18 protein-coding genes are annotated in these 18,126 nt (G+C 67.3%); 9 read left to right on the forward strand and 9 right to left on the reverse strand.

Annotated elements, in window-relative coordinates:
- The first annotated feature begins 7 nt into the window (after positions 1 to 7).
- The 3 genes from ACYQOP_RS17825 to ACYQOP_RS17835 all read left to right on the forward strand — a co-directional run bounded on the left by ACYQOP_RS17825 (position 8) and on the right by ACYQOP_RS17835 (position 2,267).
- Positions 8 to 307 carry a hypothetical protein gene (locus ACYQOP_RS17825; protein WP_461223311.1) on the forward strand — a complete coding sequence of 100 codons (300 nt, stop codon included), beginning with the start codon at positions 8 to 10 and terminating at the stop codon, positions 305 to 307.
- 68 nt (positions 308 to 375) lie between these two features.
- A complete protein-coding gene (gatB, locus tag ACYQOP_RS17830) occupies positions 376 to 1,848 on the forward strand; it encodes an Asp-tRNA(Asn)/Glu-tRNA(Gln) amidotransferase subunit GatB (protein ID WP_461223312.1) in 1,473 nt (490 codons plus the stop codon).
- A 47-nt stretch (positions 1,849 to 1,895) separates the two neighbouring features.
- On the forward strand, positions 1,896 to 2,267 hold the full coding sequence (locus tag ACYQOP_RS17835) for a hypothetical protein (RefSeq protein ID WP_461223313.1): 372 nt from the start codon (positions 1,896 to 1,898) through the stop codon (positions 2,265 to 2,267).
- Positions 2,268 to 2,910: 643 nt separating this feature from the next.
- On the opposite strand, the gene ACYQOP_RS17840 is transcribed toward ACYQOP_RS17835, so the two are convergent.
- The 6 genes from ACYQOP_RS17840 to ACYQOP_RS17865 form a co-directional block, all read right to left on the reverse strand.
- Complete coding sequence (locus ACYQOP_RS17840) at positions 2,911 to 4,716, reverse strand: methyl-accepting chemotaxis protein (protein WP_461223314.1); 1,806 nt, start codon at positions 4,714 to 4,716, stop codon at positions 2,911 to 2,913.
- 138 nt (positions 4,717 to 4,854) lie between these two features.
- Positions 4,855 to 5,880 carry an efflux RND transporter periplasmic adaptor subunit gene (locus tag ACYQOP_RS17845; protein ID WP_461223315.1) on the reverse strand — a complete coding sequence of 342 codons (1,026 nt, stop codon included), beginning with the start codon at positions 5,878 to 5,880 and terminating at the stop codon, positions 4,855 to 4,857.
- A 35-nt stretch (positions 5,881 to 5,915) separates the two neighbouring features.
- On the reverse strand, positions 5,916 to 6,110 hold the full coding sequence (locus ACYQOP_RS17850; protein ID WP_056424155.1) for a DUF1656 domain-containing protein: 195 nt from the start codon (positions 6,108 to 6,110) through the stop codon (positions 5,916 to 5,918).
- Positions 6,111 to 6,122: 12 nt separating this feature from the next.
- Positions 6,123 to 8,147: an FUSC family protein gene (locus ACYQOP_RS17855; RefSeq protein ID WP_461223316.1), complete on the reverse strand. Its 2,025-nt coding sequence runs from the start codon at positions 8,145 to 8,147 to the stop codon at positions 6,123 to 6,125.
- Positions 8,148 to 8,178: 31 nt separating this feature from the next.
- Positions 8,179 to 8,595, reverse strand: a complete 417-nt coding sequence (locus ACYQOP_RS17860; protein WP_207412021.1) for a DUF4345 domain-containing protein — start codon at positions 8,593 to 8,595, stop codon at positions 8,179 to 8,181.
- Positions 8,596 to 8,660: 65 nt separating this feature from the next.
- Positions 8,661 to 8,888 carry a hypothetical protein gene (locus ACYQOP_RS17865; protein WP_348271046.1) on the reverse strand — a complete coding sequence of 76 codons (228 nt, stop codon included), beginning with the start codon at positions 8,886 to 8,888 and terminating at the stop codon, positions 8,661 to 8,663.
- A gap of 253 nt (positions 8,889 to 9,141) precedes the next feature.
- On the opposite strand from ACYQOP_RS17865, the gene ACYQOP_RS17870 reads away from it, so the two are divergent.
- Positions 9,142 to 9,777, forward strand: a complete 636-nt coding sequence (locus ACYQOP_RS17870; RefSeq protein ID WP_461223317.1) for a glutathione S-transferase N-terminal domain-containing protein — start codon at positions 9,142 to 9,144, stop codon at positions 9,775 to 9,777.
- Between the two features lie 4 nt (positions 9,778 to 9,781).
- On the opposite strand, the gene ACYQOP_RS17875 is transcribed toward ACYQOP_RS17870, so the two are convergent.
- Entirely contained in the window at positions 9,782 to 10,321 is a 540-nt protein-coding gene (locus ACYQOP_RS17875) for a DUF2147 domain-containing protein (protein ID WP_461223318.1), read from the reverse strand.
- A gap of 313 nt (positions 10,322 to 10,634) precedes the next feature.
- Here ACYQOP_RS17875 and ndk point away from each other — a divergent pair, with 313 nt between their 5' ends.
- Both ndk and ACYQOP_RS17885 read left to right on the forward strand, forming a co-directional pair.
- On the forward strand, positions 10,635 to 11,057 hold the full coding sequence (gene ndk, locus ACYQOP_RS17880) for a nucleoside-diphosphate kinase (protein ID WP_018043493.1): 423 nt from the start codon (positions 10,635 to 10,637) through the stop codon (positions 11,055 to 11,057).
- A 170-nt stretch (positions 11,058 to 11,227) separates the two neighbouring features.
- A complete protein-coding gene (locus tag ACYQOP_RS17885; protein WP_056424165.1) occupies positions 11,228 to 11,605 on the forward strand; it encodes a hypothetical protein in 378 nt (125 codons plus the stop codon).
- A gap of 48 nt (positions 11,606 to 11,653) precedes the next feature.
- Here ACYQOP_RS17885 and purN read toward each other — a convergent pair whose 3' ends face one another.
- The gene (gene purN / locus ACYQOP_RS17890; RefSeq protein ID WP_461223319.1) at positions 11,654 to 12,322 is read right to left on the reverse strand and encodes a phosphoribosylglycinamide formyltransferase; all 669 of its coding nucleotides are present in this window, start codon (positions 12,320 to 12,322) and stop codon (positions 11,654 to 11,656) included.
- Positions 12,322 to 13,404: a phosphoribosylformylglycinamidine cyclo-ligase gene (gene purM, locus ACYQOP_RS17895; protein ID WP_461223320.1), complete on the reverse strand. Its 1,083-nt coding sequence runs from the start codon at positions 13,402 to 13,404 to the stop codon at positions 12,322 to 12,324. Before purM ends, purN begins: the two co-directional genes overlap by 1 nt.
- Before the next feature lie 246 nt (positions 13,405 to 13,650).
- On the opposite strand from purM, the gene ACYQOP_RS17900 reads away from it, so the two are divergent.
- From ACYQOP_RS17900 to ACYQOP_RS17910, 3 genes are all read left to right on the forward strand, one after another.
- Positions 13,651 to 14,742 carry an AI-2E family transporter gene (locus ACYQOP_RS17900; protein WP_461225367.1) on the forward strand — a complete coding sequence of 364 codons (1,092 nt, stop codon included), beginning with the start codon at positions 13,651 to 13,653 and terminating at the stop codon, positions 14,740 to 14,742.
- Positions 14,743 to 14,750: 8 nt separating this feature from the next.
- Positions 14,751 to 15,488 carry a P-loop NTPase family protein gene (locus tag ACYQOP_RS17905; RefSeq protein WP_207412064.1) on the forward strand — a complete coding sequence of 246 codons (738 nt, stop codon included), beginning with the start codon at positions 14,751 to 14,753 and terminating at the stop codon, positions 15,486 to 15,488.
- A 410-nt stretch (positions 15,489 to 15,898) separates the two neighbouring features.
- Positions 15,899 to 18,103 (forward strand): RNA degradosome polyphosphate kinase, encoded by a 2,205-nt coding sequence (locus ACYQOP_RS17910; RefSeq protein ID WP_461225369.1) that lies wholly within the window; start codon positions 15,899 to 15,901, stop codon positions 18,101 to 18,103.
- Positions 18,104 to 18,126: the final 23 nt, after the last annotated feature.

Below are 18,126 nucleotides of genomic sequence, written 5' to 3' on the forward strand. Positions count from 1 at the left end.
CGCGACCATGACCGTTCCGGTCTATCCTTTCGACGTCTGGATCTGGGCCGCGTTCGATCCCGTCCTGATCGCCATTGCGCTGGTCATGGGCTGGAAGTCGGATCAGTTCGTGAAGGTCATCCTGGTCTCGCTGATGGCTTTCGCCATCTCGGTGCTGGTGTCCTGGGCCGTTACCGCCATCGGCATTCCCTGGCCGGCGCCGGTGAGCCATGACGGGCCGACCTTCTTCCCCATCCGCTGGATGGCGGGCTTCCTGTGGGGCACCCTGGGCTTCCTCGCCCACCAGCTCTACCGCCTGCGCGCTTGACCGCGCCGGCCGGTCCTTCCACCTTTCCGGCGCGGTTTCGCGCCGCGCAACACTGAATCCGGGCCATCATGACCGCTGCCGTGAACCCCAAGAAGCTCATCAAGGGCGGCCTGCACGACTGGGAGGTCGTGATCGGCATGGAGATCCATGCCCAGGTCACGAGCCGCTCCAAACTGTTCTCCGGCGCTTCCACCGAGTTCGGCGGTGAGCCGAACGACCACGTCTCCCTGGTGGACGCGGCGATGCCCGGCATGCTGCCCGTCATCAACGAGGAATGCGTGGCGCAGGCCGTGCGCACCGGCCTCGGCCTGAAGGCGCAGATCAACCATCGCTCGGTGTTCGACCGAAAGAACTACTTCTACCCGGACCTGCCACAGGGCTACCAGATCAGCCAGTTCAAGGACCCCATCGTCGGCGAGGGCGAGGTGCTGGTGGACTTGCCCGAGGGCGAGACCATCACGGTGGGCATCGAGCGCCTGCATCTCGAGCAGGATGCCGGCAAGTCCCTGCACGACCAGAACCCGACCCAGAGCTTCGTCGACCTCAACCGCTCGGGCGTCGCCCTGATGGAGATCGTCTCGCGGCCGGATCTCCGCTCGTCGGAGGAGGCGCGCGCCTACGTGACCAAGCTGCGCACCATCCTGCGCTATCTCGGCACCTGTGACGGCGACATGGAGAAGGGCTCCCTCCGGGCCGACGTGAACGTCTCGGTGCGCAAGCCCGGCGATCCGCTCGGCACCCGTTGCGAGATCAAGAACGTCAACTCGATCCGCTTCATCGGTCAGGCCATCGAGGTCGAGGCCCGTCGCCAGATCGCGATCATTGAGGATGGCGGCACGATCAGCCAGGAAACCCGCCTGTTCGATCCGGGCAAGGGCGAGACCCGCTCCATGCGCTCTAAGGAAGAGGCGCACGATTACCGCTACTTCCCCGACCCGGACCTGCTGCCGCTGGAATTCGACCAGGCCTATGTCAACGCGCTGGCCGAGGGACTGCCGGAACTGCCGGACGCGAAGAAGGCCCGCTTCATCGAATCCTACGGCCTCTCGCCCTACGATGCCGGTGTGCTCATCGCCGAGCGGTCCTCGGCCGATTATTTCGAGGCGGTGGCCAAGGGCCGGGACGGCAAGGCCGCGGCGAACTGGGTGATCAACGAGCTGTTCGGGCGCCTCAACAAGGAAGGCCACAGCATCGAGACGAGCCCGGTCTCGGCGGACCAGCTCGGCGCCATCGTCGATCTCATCGGCGAGGGCGTGATCTCGGGCAAGATCGCCAAGGACCTGTTCGAGATCGTCTGGTCCGAGGGTGGCGACCCGCGTCAGGTCGTCGAAGCGCGCGGCATGAAGCAGGTGACGGATACCGGCGCCATCGAGGCGGCGGTGGACGAGATCATCGCCAAGAACCCCGACAAGGTTCAGCAGGCCAAGGAAAAGCCGACCCTGCTCGGCTGGTTCGTCGGCCAGACCATGAAAGCCACCGGCGGCAAGGCCAACCCGGCGGCCGTGAACGCATTGCTGAAGGCGAAGCTCGGAATCGAATAAGGCTGGGCCGATCCTAGACGCGGACCGGCTTCGTCCCCAGGAGGGACATGGCGGCGGCCGCGCCCTACGCCGACCTCCGGCATGTGGGCGCTAGCGCCATTCCGGTGTGTCTCACGAAAGGCGGCCTCGATCTCGTCGTGCGGGTGGATGCGGCGGAGTTTGACCGCGCCGAGGCTGCCCTCGCGGCCTCGTTCCAGATGATGAAGCCCGGCTCGATCCAAACGGACGATTTCGCAGCCTTCGCGGACGAGACACGCGCGATTTCGCTGGGCCTCCAACTCACCGTCGAGAATGGCCGCTATTGGCGCAGTCCAACGCGTTCAAGATGGGGTGCGACGGGCTTTCCATGGCGGCGTATCACGCCGGAGAAGGCGGCCTTCATCGACGCGGTGTTGACCACGCGGGCGCGACGAGGGTGATCGTATCGAAGAGAGCGATCGCCTAACGCGCTCGGTCATCGTGAGACCGTGCAGCCGAGCCACGGCTGACGGCTTCCGGCACGACGCTTAGATCTGCGAACGCCCTGCATGGAAGAAGAGGGGAGCTGCGCCAGCCGAAAGCGATGCTTTCATGGGTTATCCCGCTCGCGCAGATCGCGCAGCGGCTGGGCCCCGAAACCAGACGATCCACCACGAACCATGGCCGATCCTGCAAGGACATAGGCGGCGGAAGCGGTCGAGTTGGGGCATTCTGCGTATTCGAAGTCGTGCCGTGTCGGCCGCTTCTGCACCCCGGAGACCGCCTCCGTCCCGTAATTCGTGTTTGTGCTGCTCAACGTCCGGACCGAATTAAACCCGGATGATCGTCACAGCATCCTGCTGGGGTGGAGTCATTCCCGTCTCCTGCGGCTAAGTTGGTCGCGATCGACAAACGATCAGCGCCTCCTCGTTGCTTGAGATGTGCTTTGCTTCGAAGCACATGATCAAGGTGCGACTGGATTTGACCCGCGTCAAGTCCCTATCTCCACTTTCTCGAACCTGTATTCATTCCCATCTGGACGGTTCGGGAAAAGCTATGGACCTTCAGGCGCTTGGCGCTTCGCGGCCGCCGCGAAGGACCGCCTCAGGCGATGTTTCGCAGGGCGCCGCTCCCGGTCGAGGGGGAAAGGCTCGGCGCCTTGCCCGTCGCCGCCTCGTAATCGGCGGCCAGATCCGCAGCGCCGCGCAGACGCCCCGGCTCGTCGCGGTAGCTGCCCGTTCCGGCCACGGGTGCCCCCTGCCATTGCCTCTCGATCGCCAGACGCTCGGGCGTGCCGGCGAAGGCGGCGATGAAAGCATCCGCCGCCATGAGCAGGCGGCAGGCGCTCGGATGGTCGGCGACGGCGGCGGTGTAGTACCAGGGCGCGGGCGCGATGTTGCCGGGCACGATCTCGATGCGGCCGCGCCACGGGCTGTCGGCGCCGGTGCAGGCCCAGTGCATGATCGGCGCGTCCACGGCGAAGGCATCGACCACGCCCTGGGCAAGGGCATCGTGAATACGGCCCTGGTCGGTGATCGGCACGAGGCTGCCGAGCACGGCCACGCGCCGGCCCTTGGTCTGGAGGTTCTCCGCCCAGCGAAGCCCGGCGGCCTCCAGCGTGGCGTAGGCGCTCGGATCGTTGATGACGCCGAGCGTCCGGCCGTCGAGGTCGGACAGGCTGCGGATGCGCGTGTCGCCGGTGCGGCGGGCCAGCACGTAATGGAGGTGGGTATAGGCCTGCGAATAGGCGATGGCGCCGAATCCCGGGCTCGGCGGCAGGGCCGACCAGACGATGTCGGCGGGCGCCTCGGCGGCGGTCCGGCCCGCATCGAGCAGTTCCGTGCACTGGTCCCAGGGGCATTCGACGAAGACCGGCGTGACGCCGAGGGACCGCGCGAAGGCCGTGGCATAGGCGATGTCGAGGCCGAGCAGGGCGCCGCCGGCAGCCTTGCGGAAGGACAACCCCTTGAAATCGGGCTCCACGGCGATCCGCAGGGTACCGCGCGCCCGGATGTCGTCGAGGAGATCGAAGTTCTTCGGACGGCGAGCGAGACCGTGCCGGGCCATGTCCGGCGCAGGCAGGCCCGAGGCGGCCGCCTGGAGCGTGGCATCGGCGAGGGCCAGGGCGCGAGACGTCTTGGCCTCGGTCCGGTCGATACTGCTCTGCATGGCGCCGAGAGCCTCGCCGATGGAGGCGTTGCTGGCGCTGATCGCGGACAGTTCGACGCCCACACCGCCGAGCAGGGTCTCGATCCGGTCGGCGGTGGACCGAACGGCGCCGGCGAGTCCGTCCAGGGCATGGTCGGTCGAGACGCGCAGGGCGGAGAGATCGGCGCGGACATCGGAGAAATCGATGATGCCGGCCGCGTTGCGCGCACTCTCCCGGGTCTGGTCGGCCAGGGCGCGGACCTCGGCGGCGACCACGGCGAAGCCGCGCCCATGCTCACCGGCTCTCGCTGCCTCGATCGTCGCGTTCAACGACAGCATCCGGATCGTCGCGCCGATCCCATCGATGGCGGCGACGATCCGGCTCGCCTCGGCGGCCTTGGTGTCGATGCGCGCGCCGATGCGGGCGATCTCGGCGTTGATCGCGCGCATGGCCTGCCCGACCGCATCCACGAGCTCGCCGCGGAGGCGCTCGGCCGTCCCCGCCGCCGTGTCGCGCCCGACGCTGCCCAGCGTGGCTGCCAGGGAACGGTCGACGCCTGTCGATTGGCGACGGATCTCGCGGGTGAAGCTGGCGGCCTGTCCATTGGCGCGGGCGGCGTGGCGCATGAGTGTCGCCATGCCGGCCACCGCGTCGGTGACGCCCACGTCTTCGGGCGCCGCGGTCGGGTCGTTCTCAAAGGCGTCGATGGATTTCAGCACGTGACCCGACCCAGCCGAGAAGATGCCGGAAGAATCGCTCATGGCCCTTAAGCGCTGTTGAAACCTCTTCGCGATCCGTGCTCAACTTCGCGCCAATACTGAAGAAGTTTTCACCTCTTCATCGCCGGGGCATGCTGCCCCGAGGCATTCGGCGAGCGCGACGTCTTCCCGGCCAGGGCTTCAGCGGGCCGCCGCCCCCGGAACACGCTCCTGCCCGGAGGAGGCGGAGGGTCCCGTTAAGCGGTCGCGCAGGGTCTTCCAGAACGTGCCGCCATGGGCACCGGGCTCGCCCACGGAGACGGTGGCGTTCATGCCGGCCACCAGGGTGACGCCGTCGGGAACCCTCTCGATGCGGATGCGCACGGGGACGCGCTGGGCGAGGCGCACCCAGGTATAGACCGGGTCGACATTGGGCAGGCCCTGCGTGCTCGGCGAGGCATTGGCGTTGCTGATGCCAAGCGTGATGCTTTCCACCCGGCCATCGATGAGAGCCGAGTAGCCGAGGAGTTCGGCCCTCGCCACGTCACCCACACGGATATGGGCCAGCTTCGTCTCCTCGAAATAGCCGTCGATCCAGAATGAATCGGTGTCGATCACCGCAACGTTCACGGTGCCGGCGGTGGCATAGTCGCCCGCGCGCAGGAGGAGGTTGGTAACGCGCCCGTTCACCGGAGAGCGCACTTCCGTGCGTCCTCGGTTGACCCGGGCCTGATGCAGCTGCGCCTTCGCGGAAGCCAGCGCCGCCTCCGCGATCTTGGCGGTGCCGGCATATTGCTGCTTCTCCTCCACCGAGGTGGAAAGGGTGGTCAGGGCCTCGCGCCGGGCCGCCTGGGTCCGCTTCACCTGAAGGTCGGCCTCGCGGTTCTCCAGTTCGGCCTGGGCGGTGGCGATGGAAATGTCGAAATCCACCGGATCGATGACGTAGAGCACATCGCCCTTGGCGACGTTCTGGTTGTCGGCCACGCGAAGATCGACGATCTGGCCGGAGACCTGGGGCGCTACGCTGGCCACCTGCACGCGGACGCGCCCGTCGCGGGTCCAGGGCGCGGTGACGTAGAACTGCCAGACCAGGGCGGCGGCCAGGCAGGCGCAGGCCAGGATCACAACGGTCGCCATGAGCCGCACCACGCGCCACCATCGGCGCCGGGCGAGGGACGGCGCGCGCTCGCGGGACGGGCGAGCATCGGAGAGATCGTCGTCGGCCATTGTCAGGCAAGATCCATGTCGGCGGTACACATTGCTCAGAAGAGAACGATGAGAAGCGCGAGGATGCAGACGAAGATCCCCGCCTCGGCCAGCGGCGGGTTGGCGACGTAGCGGCTGAAGCGGATGCGGCTGAAGCCGAACCGCAGGAGCACCATGATGGCCAGGGCCGCCACCACATAGGCGACGAAGGGCGAGATCAGGACGCCGCCGAGATCGATGTCATGCCGCACGGGGCGCCTCCATCAGGCCGGTCGCAGGATGCCGAGGCGGCGCAGGAGGCGGTGCTGGCTCTCCATGATGCCGCCCGCCGTCACCAGGTCGCTGACGAGGCGGGCGATGTCGAGCCGCGTCGGGGCGCCCACGGATCGGCCGTGCCGGAGGAACGCACGAACGGACCGGGCGAGCGTGGCCGCGTCCGCCGCCTCCAGTCCCTCCCGCGCCTGCCTCGCGGCATCGTTCAGAGAAGGCTCGTCGGGGAGGCGGCACAGCTGGGCATGGGCGCGGGCGGCGGCCGATTCGAGGCGGGCCAGCTCGAAGGCACGGTCCAGGCTCGCCGCGCGGACGGCGCCGCTGCCCGAACTCCATTGCGAGAATTGCAGCAGCCGATCGCTGTTGAGGCTGGTGCGGGTGGTGGCGTCGCCGCCATCGCCAGCCAGCGCGTCCAGCACCGAATCCCGAGCCGAATCGAGGGCGAAGGCGCGGCGCTGGGCGGGCGAGATCGGCAGTACGATCCGCACTGCGACGAAGAGGATACAAGCCGCCATCGTCACCAGGAACGCGTTCGCGAGGAAGCCCTGCGCGTCGTAGGTCTGCGGGTTGGACGGCGACAGGAGGACCATGAAGAACACGAGCAGAATGAAGCCGATTCCGAATGTCGGCGGGTTCAGGCTGAGAAAGCACGCCACGAAGATCACCGGCGCGATGGCGATGGCGAGCAGCGGGAAGCCCTGCTCGCCCCCCAGCACGCCGAAGAGCACGATTCCGGCGCAGAGCGCCGCGATAGGCATGCCGATGAGGACGCCGCGGGCGAAGGCCTTCGAATCCGGCGCGATGGCCGAGAGCGAACAGGTCGCCGCCACCTGTACCAGGGCGAAGGAGGTGGCGGGCCAGCCGGCGGCGATGAGGAGGAGGGCGGTGGCGCCAAAGGCGATCCCCACCCGTGCCGCCCCACGAAGGGCCACTGGCAAGTCGCGATGCGTCGGCAGGGCGACGTCGCGCTTCGGTCGGCAGCCGGTGGAGAGAGCGTTCAATCCATCCTCGGCAAAGGAGGCGGCGCGCGCGAAATCGAGGCCGCGCTGCAGCGCCAGTATCTCCAGGGGCTCGCTCGTCCCACTCTGGATTGCCTCATCCACCAGGGCACCGAGCCGATGCGCGGCCGCGTCGGCATCGGGCTTCCCGTCGTCGGTCAGGCCCAGGCAGATCCGGCGGGCCTCGGCGACAGCGTCACTCTCGTGGTCCAGCATGGCGGCAGCGGCCGTGAAGGCACGGCTTGCCGCCGCCATGGCGTAGAGCGCGGCGATGGTGCTGCGCGCCCCGGCGGCCCGGCGGGCGCCGTCGTCGAGTTCGCCGCCGATGGCGCTCGCATCGGCGCGCATCACCGCGATCTGCCGGATCAGGGCCGCCGCCCGCTCCGAGCCGGGATCCGCCCGGGACAGAGTCTCGCGGGCGAAAGCCCTGGTGGCCGACAGGGCCTCCGAGAGCGGCTTGCGAAGGGTGCGCCACGTGCTGGGCGAGGCCAGCGCGTCGTTGATGAAGGTGATGGCGACGATGCCGATGGTGATCGCCGCGACACGGTCGATGGCGGCCTCGAAGACCGCCTGCGGCGTGTCGATATGGGCGACGGCGACGATGGCGACGGTGAAGCCCGCGAGCATGGCGCCATAGGCCCGCGTGTCCTGCAGGAAGTGGGCGACGAAGACGCAGAGGCCGAGCCAGGTCGCCACGGAGACCAGGAGGAGAACCCTGTCCTGTCCGAACGCACCGATCAGCAGAATCGATATCGCGCCCCCCGCCAGGGTGCCGAGAAAGCGGTACAGCGCCTTGGACAGGGCTTGGCCGCGTTTGGGCTGGGCCAGGATCGCCACACAGACGGCGGCCGACGAGGCGCCAGAGAGCTGAAGCCAGAACCCGGCGTAGAGGGCCAGCACCATGGCGAGCCAGATCCGCAAGGCGAAAGCCCAGGCGGAGGGCGCGGGAAAGATGCGCTCGACGAACGAGAGCACGCGGTCGGCCGGGGAGGGGCGTGTTTCGGCGGACAGCCCGCTCATCGGCAGGCTCCGCTCACAGGGAAAGCCCCGTTCACAGGGAAGGCTCGCCCGCCGCCGCATCCGCGGCCTTGCCGGCGACCCGCATCTGCCAGAGGCAGAGGAGGGGCGTCACCACCAGCTCCATGATCAGCGCCCCCAGCATGACCGCCGAAGGCAGCCCGGTGAGATAGAGACCGAGCAGCCTCGCCAGACCGCCGAGCGCGACGACGAGGGTCAGGAAGCGGAACAGGCGCGATTTCGCCTCGATGGCCGGGACGCAGCTCCAGAACAGGATGCCGATGCCCATCAGCAGACCTGACAGATAGCGGAAATGGCTGTCGGCGGAGATCTGGGCCAGGCTGTTGCCGCCAACTCCTCCAAGCCCGAACAGGATTCCGAAGAGGCCGGACGCCACCGGTATGATCGCGGCCACCGCCACAACTCGTTGCAGCGCCTCGCGCTCCCGCATGCGTCCGTTCCCCGTTCAGGCCCGGCTGATCCCGCGCCCGCGAGCCGGCTCCCAGCCGAACTAGATCAGGCCTTGATCTCCTTCAAGCGCTTGACGCATTTACTATAATATTGCGGCCATTTCGGTCCTTGCGCGGCCTTGTCGGCGACCGAAAGGGCGCGCCATTCGGCACCGCACTTCTTCTGCCGCTCCCTGGCAGCGTTCTGCCCCACGCTCAATTCCTTCGCGGCGGCATCCGGGGAAGCGGCCACAGGGGCCTGGGCGGACGCGGCCGTGGCGAAGCCCAGAACCATGGACACCGTGATCACCATGGCTGGAAAACAACAAACCCGCATGATTGCAACCCCAGATCATTACCCTGCACTCACGAAACGGAGGCAGAGCCGACCTCATCACAGCCAGAAGTCGGGGGAGAGCAAGTCTCTTCGTCGCGCCGCCCCATGCCGTCCACCGTTGGATGTCGGCGTGAAACCTGCAACCATCCGCTTTCTCGTCCGGTTTGAATCGGCGATATGACGCGACCCTGACAGGAGCGGGACGTTTCCCATGGCCGCCGCCACCCAGAACCCCATCGACGTCCATACCTGGGGCACGCCCAACGGTTGGAAGATTCCCATCATGCTGGAAGAGTGCGGCCTGCCCTATCGGGTGGTGCCGGTGAATATCGGCAGGGGCGACCAGCTGGCCCCGGACTTTTTGGCGATCTCGCCCAACAACAAGATTCCGGCCATCGTCGATCCGGACGGCCCCGGAGGGAAGCCGATCTCGATCTTCGAATCGGGGGCGATTCTGCAATATCTCGGTCGCAAGACCGGGTGCCTCTACCCGGCCGACGAACGCGCCAGAGCGGCGGTGGACGAATGGCTGTTCTGGCAGGTCGGCGGCTTCGGGCCGATGCTTGGCCAGACGCATCATTTCAGGATCTACGCGCAGGAGAAGATCCCCTACGCCATCGAGCGGTTCACCACCGAATCGCATCGGCTCTACGGCGTGCTGGATCGCCGCCTCGCGGATCGCGACTACGTGGCCGGCAAATATTCCATCGCCGACATCGCGATCCTCACCTGGGCCAAGCATCACGAGAAGCAGGATATCGATCTGTCGAGCCTGCCGAATGTCCGGCGCTGGCTCGATCTGGTTCTGGCGAGACCCGCCGTGAAGCGAGGCTTCGCGGCGATCTGATCCGTTACTTCTTGGCTTCGGCCTGAGCGGCAGCCGGCTTGGCGGCCGCCTTCGTAGCGGGCTTCGGCGCGGCCTCGGAACCCGGGGCGACAGCGGCCTGCTGGTTTACGTCCGGCACGCGGGTCCAGGTCTCCGAACCGCACAGGACCTTGAGCAGGCATCCCGACACGCTGAGCTCGGAGCCGGACTCGCGCTCCAGGCTGACCTGATAGATCTTGCCCTCGTCGATATTGTAGATGTCGCCCGAAAACTTCTCTTCGTCGGGGGCGAGCCCCTCGATGAGTTGCAGGCCGATCACGGGACGCGAGCGCTTCTTCGGGTCGGGGTTCTTGGCGTCGGTGCGCGGCGCACCCGTCTCGGTGGTCGGCGTCTTCAGCCACACGACCTTACCGCAGATGTTCGCGCTGTTCGGGCCGCAATGATCGATGCGAATCTTGGCGCGGCCATCCTTCGTGAGCCAGGTGCCGGACGGGTCCTTCGACGGAGCCGCAGCGGCGGCGACGAGTCCGGAAAGCAGAAAGGCGGAGGTCAGGGCAACGCGCATGGCTTTTGGTCTCCTGGAGCCTGTGAAGGGCCGCGGCGCATCGGCGGGAGCGTCGCGAAGGGTCGTGAGCCTGGGGTCGAGAGCTTGGTCGTGGCCGTGCCGGGCGTCGAGAACGGTCCGGGCCGGCGTCTTCTGGTGCGAGAAGACACCAGCAATCGGGCGAATTTCCGGCACTGTTGCGCCGAAGCCATGGCCAAGGGAATTCCGCTGTGGATGCGCCGTCTTCGTCCTTCGGGTTGAGAGGATGGGGCGTGCCCGCTATAAGCCGGCCGCCGAAGCCGTTTTCGGCTGAGCGAACATAACCGGACTGAACATGGCCACCGAGCGCACTTTCTCCATCCTGAAGCCCGACGCGACCAAGCGGAACCTCACCGGCGCCGTGAATGCCGTGATCGAGAAGGCGGGCCTGCGCATCGTCGGCCAGCGTCGCATCCAGATGACCCAGGCCCAGGCCGAAAAGTTCTACGAGATTCACAAGGAACGCCCGTTCTTCGGTGAACTCGTCTCCTTCATGACCTCGGGCCCCGTGGTCGTGCAGGTGCTCGAGGGCGAGAACGCCGTCGCCGCCTACCGCACCGTGATGGGCGCCACCAACCCGGCCAATGCCGACGAGGGCACCATCCGCAAGACCTTCTCCGAGTCGGTCGGCGAGAACACCGTGCACGGTTCGGACAGCGCCGAGAACGCGAAGATCGAGATCGCGCAGTTCTTCCAGGATTCCGACATCGTCGGCTGAGCCCGACCGGCTTTCGCGCCGCCAACGGGTTCGTGATCGCATCGTCGTCCGGTGAACCGGAAGCGTGGCGCGGAACGATGCCGGGTGTGGCGCGAACGCCCTTGCGCGCGAGTCCTGCCGGGCGTGAAAGGAATTCCCTCATTGAATCCCTTTCACGGACCCCACATTCCATGCGCTCCATCGCTTCGCGCACCGGCCGGATCCTGCTCGCCGCCGGCCTCGTGTCCCTGCTCGCCGCCTGCAATGCGAACAAGGGTGCGCCCACGGCCTCCCTCGAAGGCTACACGCCCGACCCCGCGTTGAAGACGGCCTCCGCCAGCAACCTCACCGGACGCGTGCGCCACGCCTGCACGGTGACGCAGTCCCGCCTGCAGAGCGTCCCCGAGGCGTCGCTCGCCCGCCCATGCGGCTGCTACGCCAAGCAGACCCTGGCGAGCCTCAACCCGGCCGAGCTCGAATCCTACCGCACCACCGGCTACTTCAACGATTCCGCCCGCGCGAAGGCTCTCTCGGCCCTCGACAGCTGCAGCCTGCCGCGCCCGGCGTAAGCCGTCATCATCGCCGATCTCGATGTTTCGGGATCGGCGATTCGGGCCTCAGCCTTGCGCGGACAGGCTGAGCAAGGCCCCCTCGGCCGGCCTGATGTCGCCGGCGAACACCACGCGGCCGCTCTCCAGCCTGGCCCGTCCGCCGGCGATCAGCGCCAGGGCACGCGGGTAGAGGAGGTGTTCCTGCACGAGAATGCGCGCGGCGAGACTGTCGGCATCGTCGCCCGGCAGGACCGGGACGGCGGCCTGGGCCACGATCGGCCCGGCATCGAGTTCCGGCACCACGTAATGCACCGTGCAGCCATGCAGGCAGACGCCGGCCGCCAAGGCCTGCTCGTGGGTATGGACGCCGCGAAATAGCGGCAGCAGCGACGGATGGATGTTGATCATCCGCCCGGCCCAAGCCTCGACGAAGCCCGCGGAGAGGATCCGCATGAAGCCGGCCAGCACGACGAGTTCGATCCCGGCCGCTTCGAGTTCCGCGTTCAGGGCGGCATCGAAGCTCGCCCGGTCGGGATAGGCGCGGTGATCGAGCGCCGTCGTGGCGATCCCAACACTCGCCGCATGGGCGAGACCACCGGCGTCGGGCCGGTTGGAGGCGACCAGAACGATCTCGGCCGGATAGTCCGGTGCCCGAGCGGCCTCGATCAGCGAGACCATGTTCGAGCCGCGTCCCGAGATGAGGATCGCGACCCGCATCTTGGGCCGGGGAGCCATCACAGGGCGAGCTTGCCCTGGAAGGTCACCGGCTCGGGTCCGCGCTCGGTGATGAGCCCGAGGCGGATGGGCGAGGCCCCGGCAGTGTCGAGCGCACGGGTCACCGCCGACACGCTCTCGGGCGAGACCACCGCCACCATGCCGATACCGCAATTGAAGGTGCGCAGCATTTCGGATTCCGCGACCCCGCCGACCTTCGAGATCCATCCGAAGACGGGCGGCGGAATGATCGCGTCGAGGTCGATGCTGATGCCGACGCCGTCGGGCAGGACGCGGGGCAGGTTGTCGGGAAAGCCGCCGCCGGTGATGTGGGCGAGGGCCTTGATCCCGTCGGTGGCCCTCAGTGCGGCCAGCAGCGGCTTCACGTAGATCCGGGTCGGCTCCAGCAGGGCGTCGCCGAGCGAGCGCGACGGCTCGAACGGGGCCGGGTCGTCGTAGGAGAGGCCGCTTGCCTCGACGATCCGGCGGACCAGCGAGAAGCCGTTGGAATGCACACCGGAGGACGGCAGGCCAAGCACCACATCGCCGGGCGCAATGCCGGGACGCGGCAGGAGCTTGCCACGCTCGGCGGCGCCGACGCTGAAGCCGGCCAGATCGTAATCCGAGCTGTCGTAGAGGCCCGGCATCTCTGCGGTCTCACCGCCGATGAGGGCGCAGCCCGCGATGCGGCAGCCCGCCGCGATCCCGCGGACGATATCGGTGCCGACACCCGGCACCAGCTTGCCGGTGGCGTAATAATCGAGGAAGAACAGCGGCTCGGCGCCCTGGACGATGATGTCGTTCACGCACATCGCCACGAGATCGACGCCGATCGTGTCGTGGCGGCCGGTCTCGATGGCGATCTTGACCTTGGTGCCGACGCCGTCATTGGCCGCCACCAGGATCGGGTCGGAGAAGCCGGCGGCCTTCAGGTCGAACAATCCGCCGAACCCGCCGATCTCGGCATCCGCCCCGGGCCGGCGGGTGGAGCGCACCAGCGGCTTGATCGTCTCGACCATGGCGTTGCCGGCATCGATATCGACGCCCGCATCCGCGTAGGTCATTCCGTTCCGGCTTTCGCCGTTCTTGCTCTCGGCCGTCATCGGCGCCCCGTCTCGCAATCCACGTCCTGCATGGCCGGCATCGGGATGTCGGCCAAAGTCATTCCGCTCCTCTAGCCGCTTGCACCAATCTCGGCGAGTCGTGATCGGGAAATTAGCGATTCGCAACAGATCCGCCCCCCCAGGGAGAATGTCATGCGGTATACGACCGGCCACCGCCATGCCTTGACCGTGAGCACTCCCGTTCCCACTCTCCGCAACGGCGGACACGACGAGGGGGGACGGCCGATGCGCGGCAGGGCGGTGATCGGACTGGCGGGCCTCGGCATCGTCGCGTTGCTGCTCTACCTGCTTTCGGGGGTGATGCTGCCCTTCGTGGCAGGGCTGGCCCTCGCGTATCTTCTCGACCCCATGGCTGACAGGCTCCAGCGCCTGGGTCTCGGGCGGCTCTCCGCCTCGCTCCTGATCCTCGCCATGTTCGTCGTCGGGCTCGTGGTGATCCTGCTGATCGTGGTGCCCCTGGCCGCCAATCAGATCTCGGCGCTTGTGACGACGTTCCCCGGCATGGTGTCACGGCTGCAGGGTATCATTGTCGAGCGGGTCGGGCCGATCCTGACGCGGGTCGGCGGGGCGGACGTTCTCAACGACCTGCAATCGTCCGTCGGAACCCTGGTGGGGCAGGGCGGCACGTGGTTCCTGGCTTTCCTGAAGTCGCTGTGGTCGGGCAGCCAGGCGCTGGTCTCCATCGCCTCGCTCCTCGTCGTCACCCCCGTCGTGGCCTTCTACCTCCTCGTCGACTGGGATCGGATGGTCGCCACCGTCGACGGCTGGACCCCTCCGCGCCACCGCACCACCGTGCGGCGTCTGGCCGGCGAGATCGACCGGGCGATCATCGGCTTCGTCCGCGGGCAGACCCTGGTCTGCCTGATCCTGGGGACGTTCTATGCCGTCGGCCTATTCTTCGTCGGGGTGAATTTCGGCGTGCTGATCGGGATGATCGCGGGTTTCCTCACCTTCATCCCCTATGTCGGCACCCTCGTCGGCTTCCTTCTCTCGGTGGGCGTCGCCCTGGTCCAGTTCTGGCCGACGTCGGACTGGCTCCATATCGGGCTGACCGTCGCCGTGTTCGTGGTCGGCCAGTTCTTCGAAGGCAACGTCATCTCGCCCAAGCTCGTCGGTGACTCGGTCGGCCTGCACCCGGTCTGGCTGATGTTCGCGCTCCTGGCCTTCGGCTCCCTGTTCGGGTTCCTCGGCCTCCTTCTCGCCGTGCCGGTGGCCGCCTCCATCGGCGTCATCGTGCGGTTCGCGATCTCGCGTTATCTTCAAAGTCCACTCTATCATGCGGAAGAACCGATCCTGATTCAGAAGCGCGAGGGATGAAGACACCGATGCGCGTGGCCGCGCCTCCGAAGCAACTCGCCTTCGACCTCCCCCTCGACCCGCGCTACGGTCGCGAGGATTTCCTGGTGGGGCCGGCGAACGAGGCCGCCTATGGGCTGATCGAGGCCTGGCCGCGCTGGCCCGATACGGTCTGTCTCATCACGGGGCCGTCGGGCAGCGGCAAGAGCCATCTGGCCTCGATCTGGGCGACCCGTTCCCACGCCTGGACCGTCCCCGCCTCGGGCGTCACCGCCGACTCAGTCACCCATCTCGTCTCGAACGGTGCCCTGGTCATCGAAGATCTCGACCGGCCCGAGGGGCGCGACGAGGCGGCCCTGTTCCACCTCCTCAACCTCGCCCGGGAGAACGGCAGCCCCGTCCTCATCACGGCGGCGGCACCGGTTGAGGCGCTAGGGCTTGTCACAGCCGATCTGCGCTCGCGCCTCAGGCTGGCGCCGGGCGCCACGATTCTGCCCCCCGACGATGCGCTGATGCGGGCGGTGCTGGTGAAGCTTTTCGTGGACCGCCAGCTCGTCGTCGATCTCAGCGTCGTCGAGGCCATCGCCTTGCGGATCGACCGTTCCCTTGCCAGGGCAAGGGCAGTGGTGGCCGAACTCGACCGCGACGCCCTGCGCCGGGGTCGACGCATCACGCGGCCGCTGGCCATGTCGGTCCTGGCCGATCTGGGAGTACCGGACGACGAGGCCGGCGACGACGAGACCGAAGAGGACGGTCCGCCGACCTGATGAAAGGTCCGGCCCGATTGTCATCGAAATGTCAGACGCGGCGACCCTATCGTATGTTACGAAGCAGATCGTTTTATCAGAGTTGAGGAGAAGACCCGTTGCCGGAAGTCGAGTCGGACGCGATCGCCAAGGGTACGGATGCCGAGGAGCAGGAAGCGGCTCTGGCCGCCGAGGACTCGCACGGCGAGAACGGCCCCGGCGAGGACGACCTGGATTCCCGGACGCCGAACGCGGCGCCAGCGAAGGGGCCTGCGCCCCGACGCCGGCCCGCGGGCGCCGGCACCGTCCGGGTTCCCGCCGCGCATGCACGGGTGACGAAGCTCGCCTCGAAGTCCCGGCCCGGAGCGACGGCGCAGGATTCCGCATCGGCGGACGACGCGGAGACCGATTCTATCCTGGTCGAGACGGTCATCGCCGACACGGTGCCCGAACGGGCCGCTGCCGAGCCCCCGGCACGGGAGAGCGTTCTGGCGGCCGGTAGGGCCCTTCGCGAATCGCCGGAGCGTTTCGTGAACCGGGAATTGTCGTGGCTGCAATTCAACCGCCGGGTGCTGGAGGAAGCCTCCAACACCAGCCATCCGCTGCTGGAACAGCTGCGCTTCCTCTCGATCTCGGCCAACAACCTCGACGAGTTTTTCATGGTTCGCGTGGCGGGCCTGCACGATCAGGTCCGCGCCGGGCTGATCCAGCCGTCGCAGGATGGGCTGAGCCCGGCCGAACAGCTTGCCCGCATCGGTTCGGAAGTCTCGCGGCTGGCCCTCGACCAGCAACGGCGCTGGCGTGAATTGCGTGACGATCTGCATGGAGTCGGTATCGACTTGGTAGAGCCCGGTGACCTGACCCCGGAGCACAAGGCCTGGCTGGAAGAGTACTTCCTCAGTCACGTCTTCCCGGTCCTGACGCCGCTCGCCATCGATCCGGCCCATCCCTTCCCGTTCCTGTCCAACCTCGGCTCCAGCATCGCACTGATGATGGTCCGCCCGCGCGACGGGCGGACGCTGCGCGCCCTCATCCGTCTGCCCTCGGTCCTCGGCCGCTTCGTGCGCCTGCCCGACATGGCCGGGGACACCACCGCGCGCTTCATCGCCATCGAGCAGCTGATCGTGCTGTTCACGGGCCGCCTGTTCCCCGGATATTTCGTGAAGGGGCAGGGGGCGTTCCGCGTCATCCGCGATTCCGACCTCGAGATCGAGGAAGAGGCGGAGGACCTCGTCCTGCATTTCGAGACCGCATTGAAACAGCGCCGGCGCGGCGTCGTCATCCGGCTCGAGGTCGAGGCCGGGATGCCTGAGGACCTTCGGGCCTTCGTCGCCGACGAACTCGAGATCGGCTACGACGCCATCTTCGTGGTGGAGGGCATGCTTGCCCTCAATGAGCTGGCGCAGATCGTCGGCATCGACCGGCCGGACCTGAAGTTCAAATCCTACAACCCACGCTTCCCCGAGCGCATCCGCGAGAGCGGCGGCGATGTCTTCGCCGCCATCCGGCAGAAGGACTTCATCGTCCACCACCCCTACGAATCGTTCGATTCGGTGGTTCAGTTCCTGGCCCAGGCGGCCCGTGACCCGAACGTGGTGGCGATCAAGCAGACCCTCTACCGCACCTCGTCGAACTCACCGATCGTGGCTGCGCTGGCCGAGGCCGCGGAACTCGGCAAATCCGTCACCGCCCTGGTGGAGTTGAAGGCGCGGTTCGACGAGGAAGCCAATATTCGCTGGGCCCGTGACCTGGAGAAGGCCGGCGCGCAGGTGGTGTTCGGCTTCATCGAACTGAAGACCCATGCCAAGCTGTCGATGGTGGTGCGCCGCGAGGGCGACAAGCTCGTCACCTACTGCCATGTCGGCACGGGCAACTACCATCCGATCACCGCGCGGGTTTACACGGACCAGTCGTTCTTCACCGCCGATCCGGCGGTGGCGCGGGACGTCTCGCGCATCTTCAACTACATCACCGGCTATGCCGAGCCCGCCGAACTCGAGCGGATGTCGGTCTCGCCGCTGACGTTGAAGCCACGCCTGATCGAGAGCATCGCGGCCGAGGTGGCGCATGCCAAGGCCGGGCGTCCGGCCGCGATCTGGATCAAGTGCAATTCCCTCGTCGACGCGCAGATCATCGACGCGCTCTACGACGCCTCACAGGCGGGTGTGCAGATCGACTGCGTGGTGCGCGGAATCTGCTGCCTGAGGCCCGGCATTCCCGGCCTCTCGGAGACGATCCGGGTCAAGTCCATCGTCGGGCGCTTCCTCGAACACGGTCGGATCTACGCCTTCGGCAACGGATTCGGCCTGCCCCATCCCAAGGCCACGGTCTCGATCTCTTCCGCCGACCTGATGAGCCGTAACCTCGACCGCCGGGTCGAGGCGCTCCTGCCCATCACCAACCAGACTGTGCACCAGCAGGTGCTGGACCAGATCATGCTCGCCAACCTTCTCGACAACCAGCAGAGCTGGCGTGTACTGGCGTCTGGTGCGAGTGAACGGGTCCAGCCTGCGGAGGGTGAGGAGCCGTTCAACGCGCACAAGTACTTCATGACAAACCCGAGCCTGTCCGGTCGGGGCAAGTCCTCGAAGAAGTCGAGTCCGCGGGCGCTGAGCCGCAGGGCCCAACGTTCGTGAGCGGACGATTCCAGCAGGAGCTG

The organism is Methylobacterium sp. CM6247 (assembly GCF_054817925.1).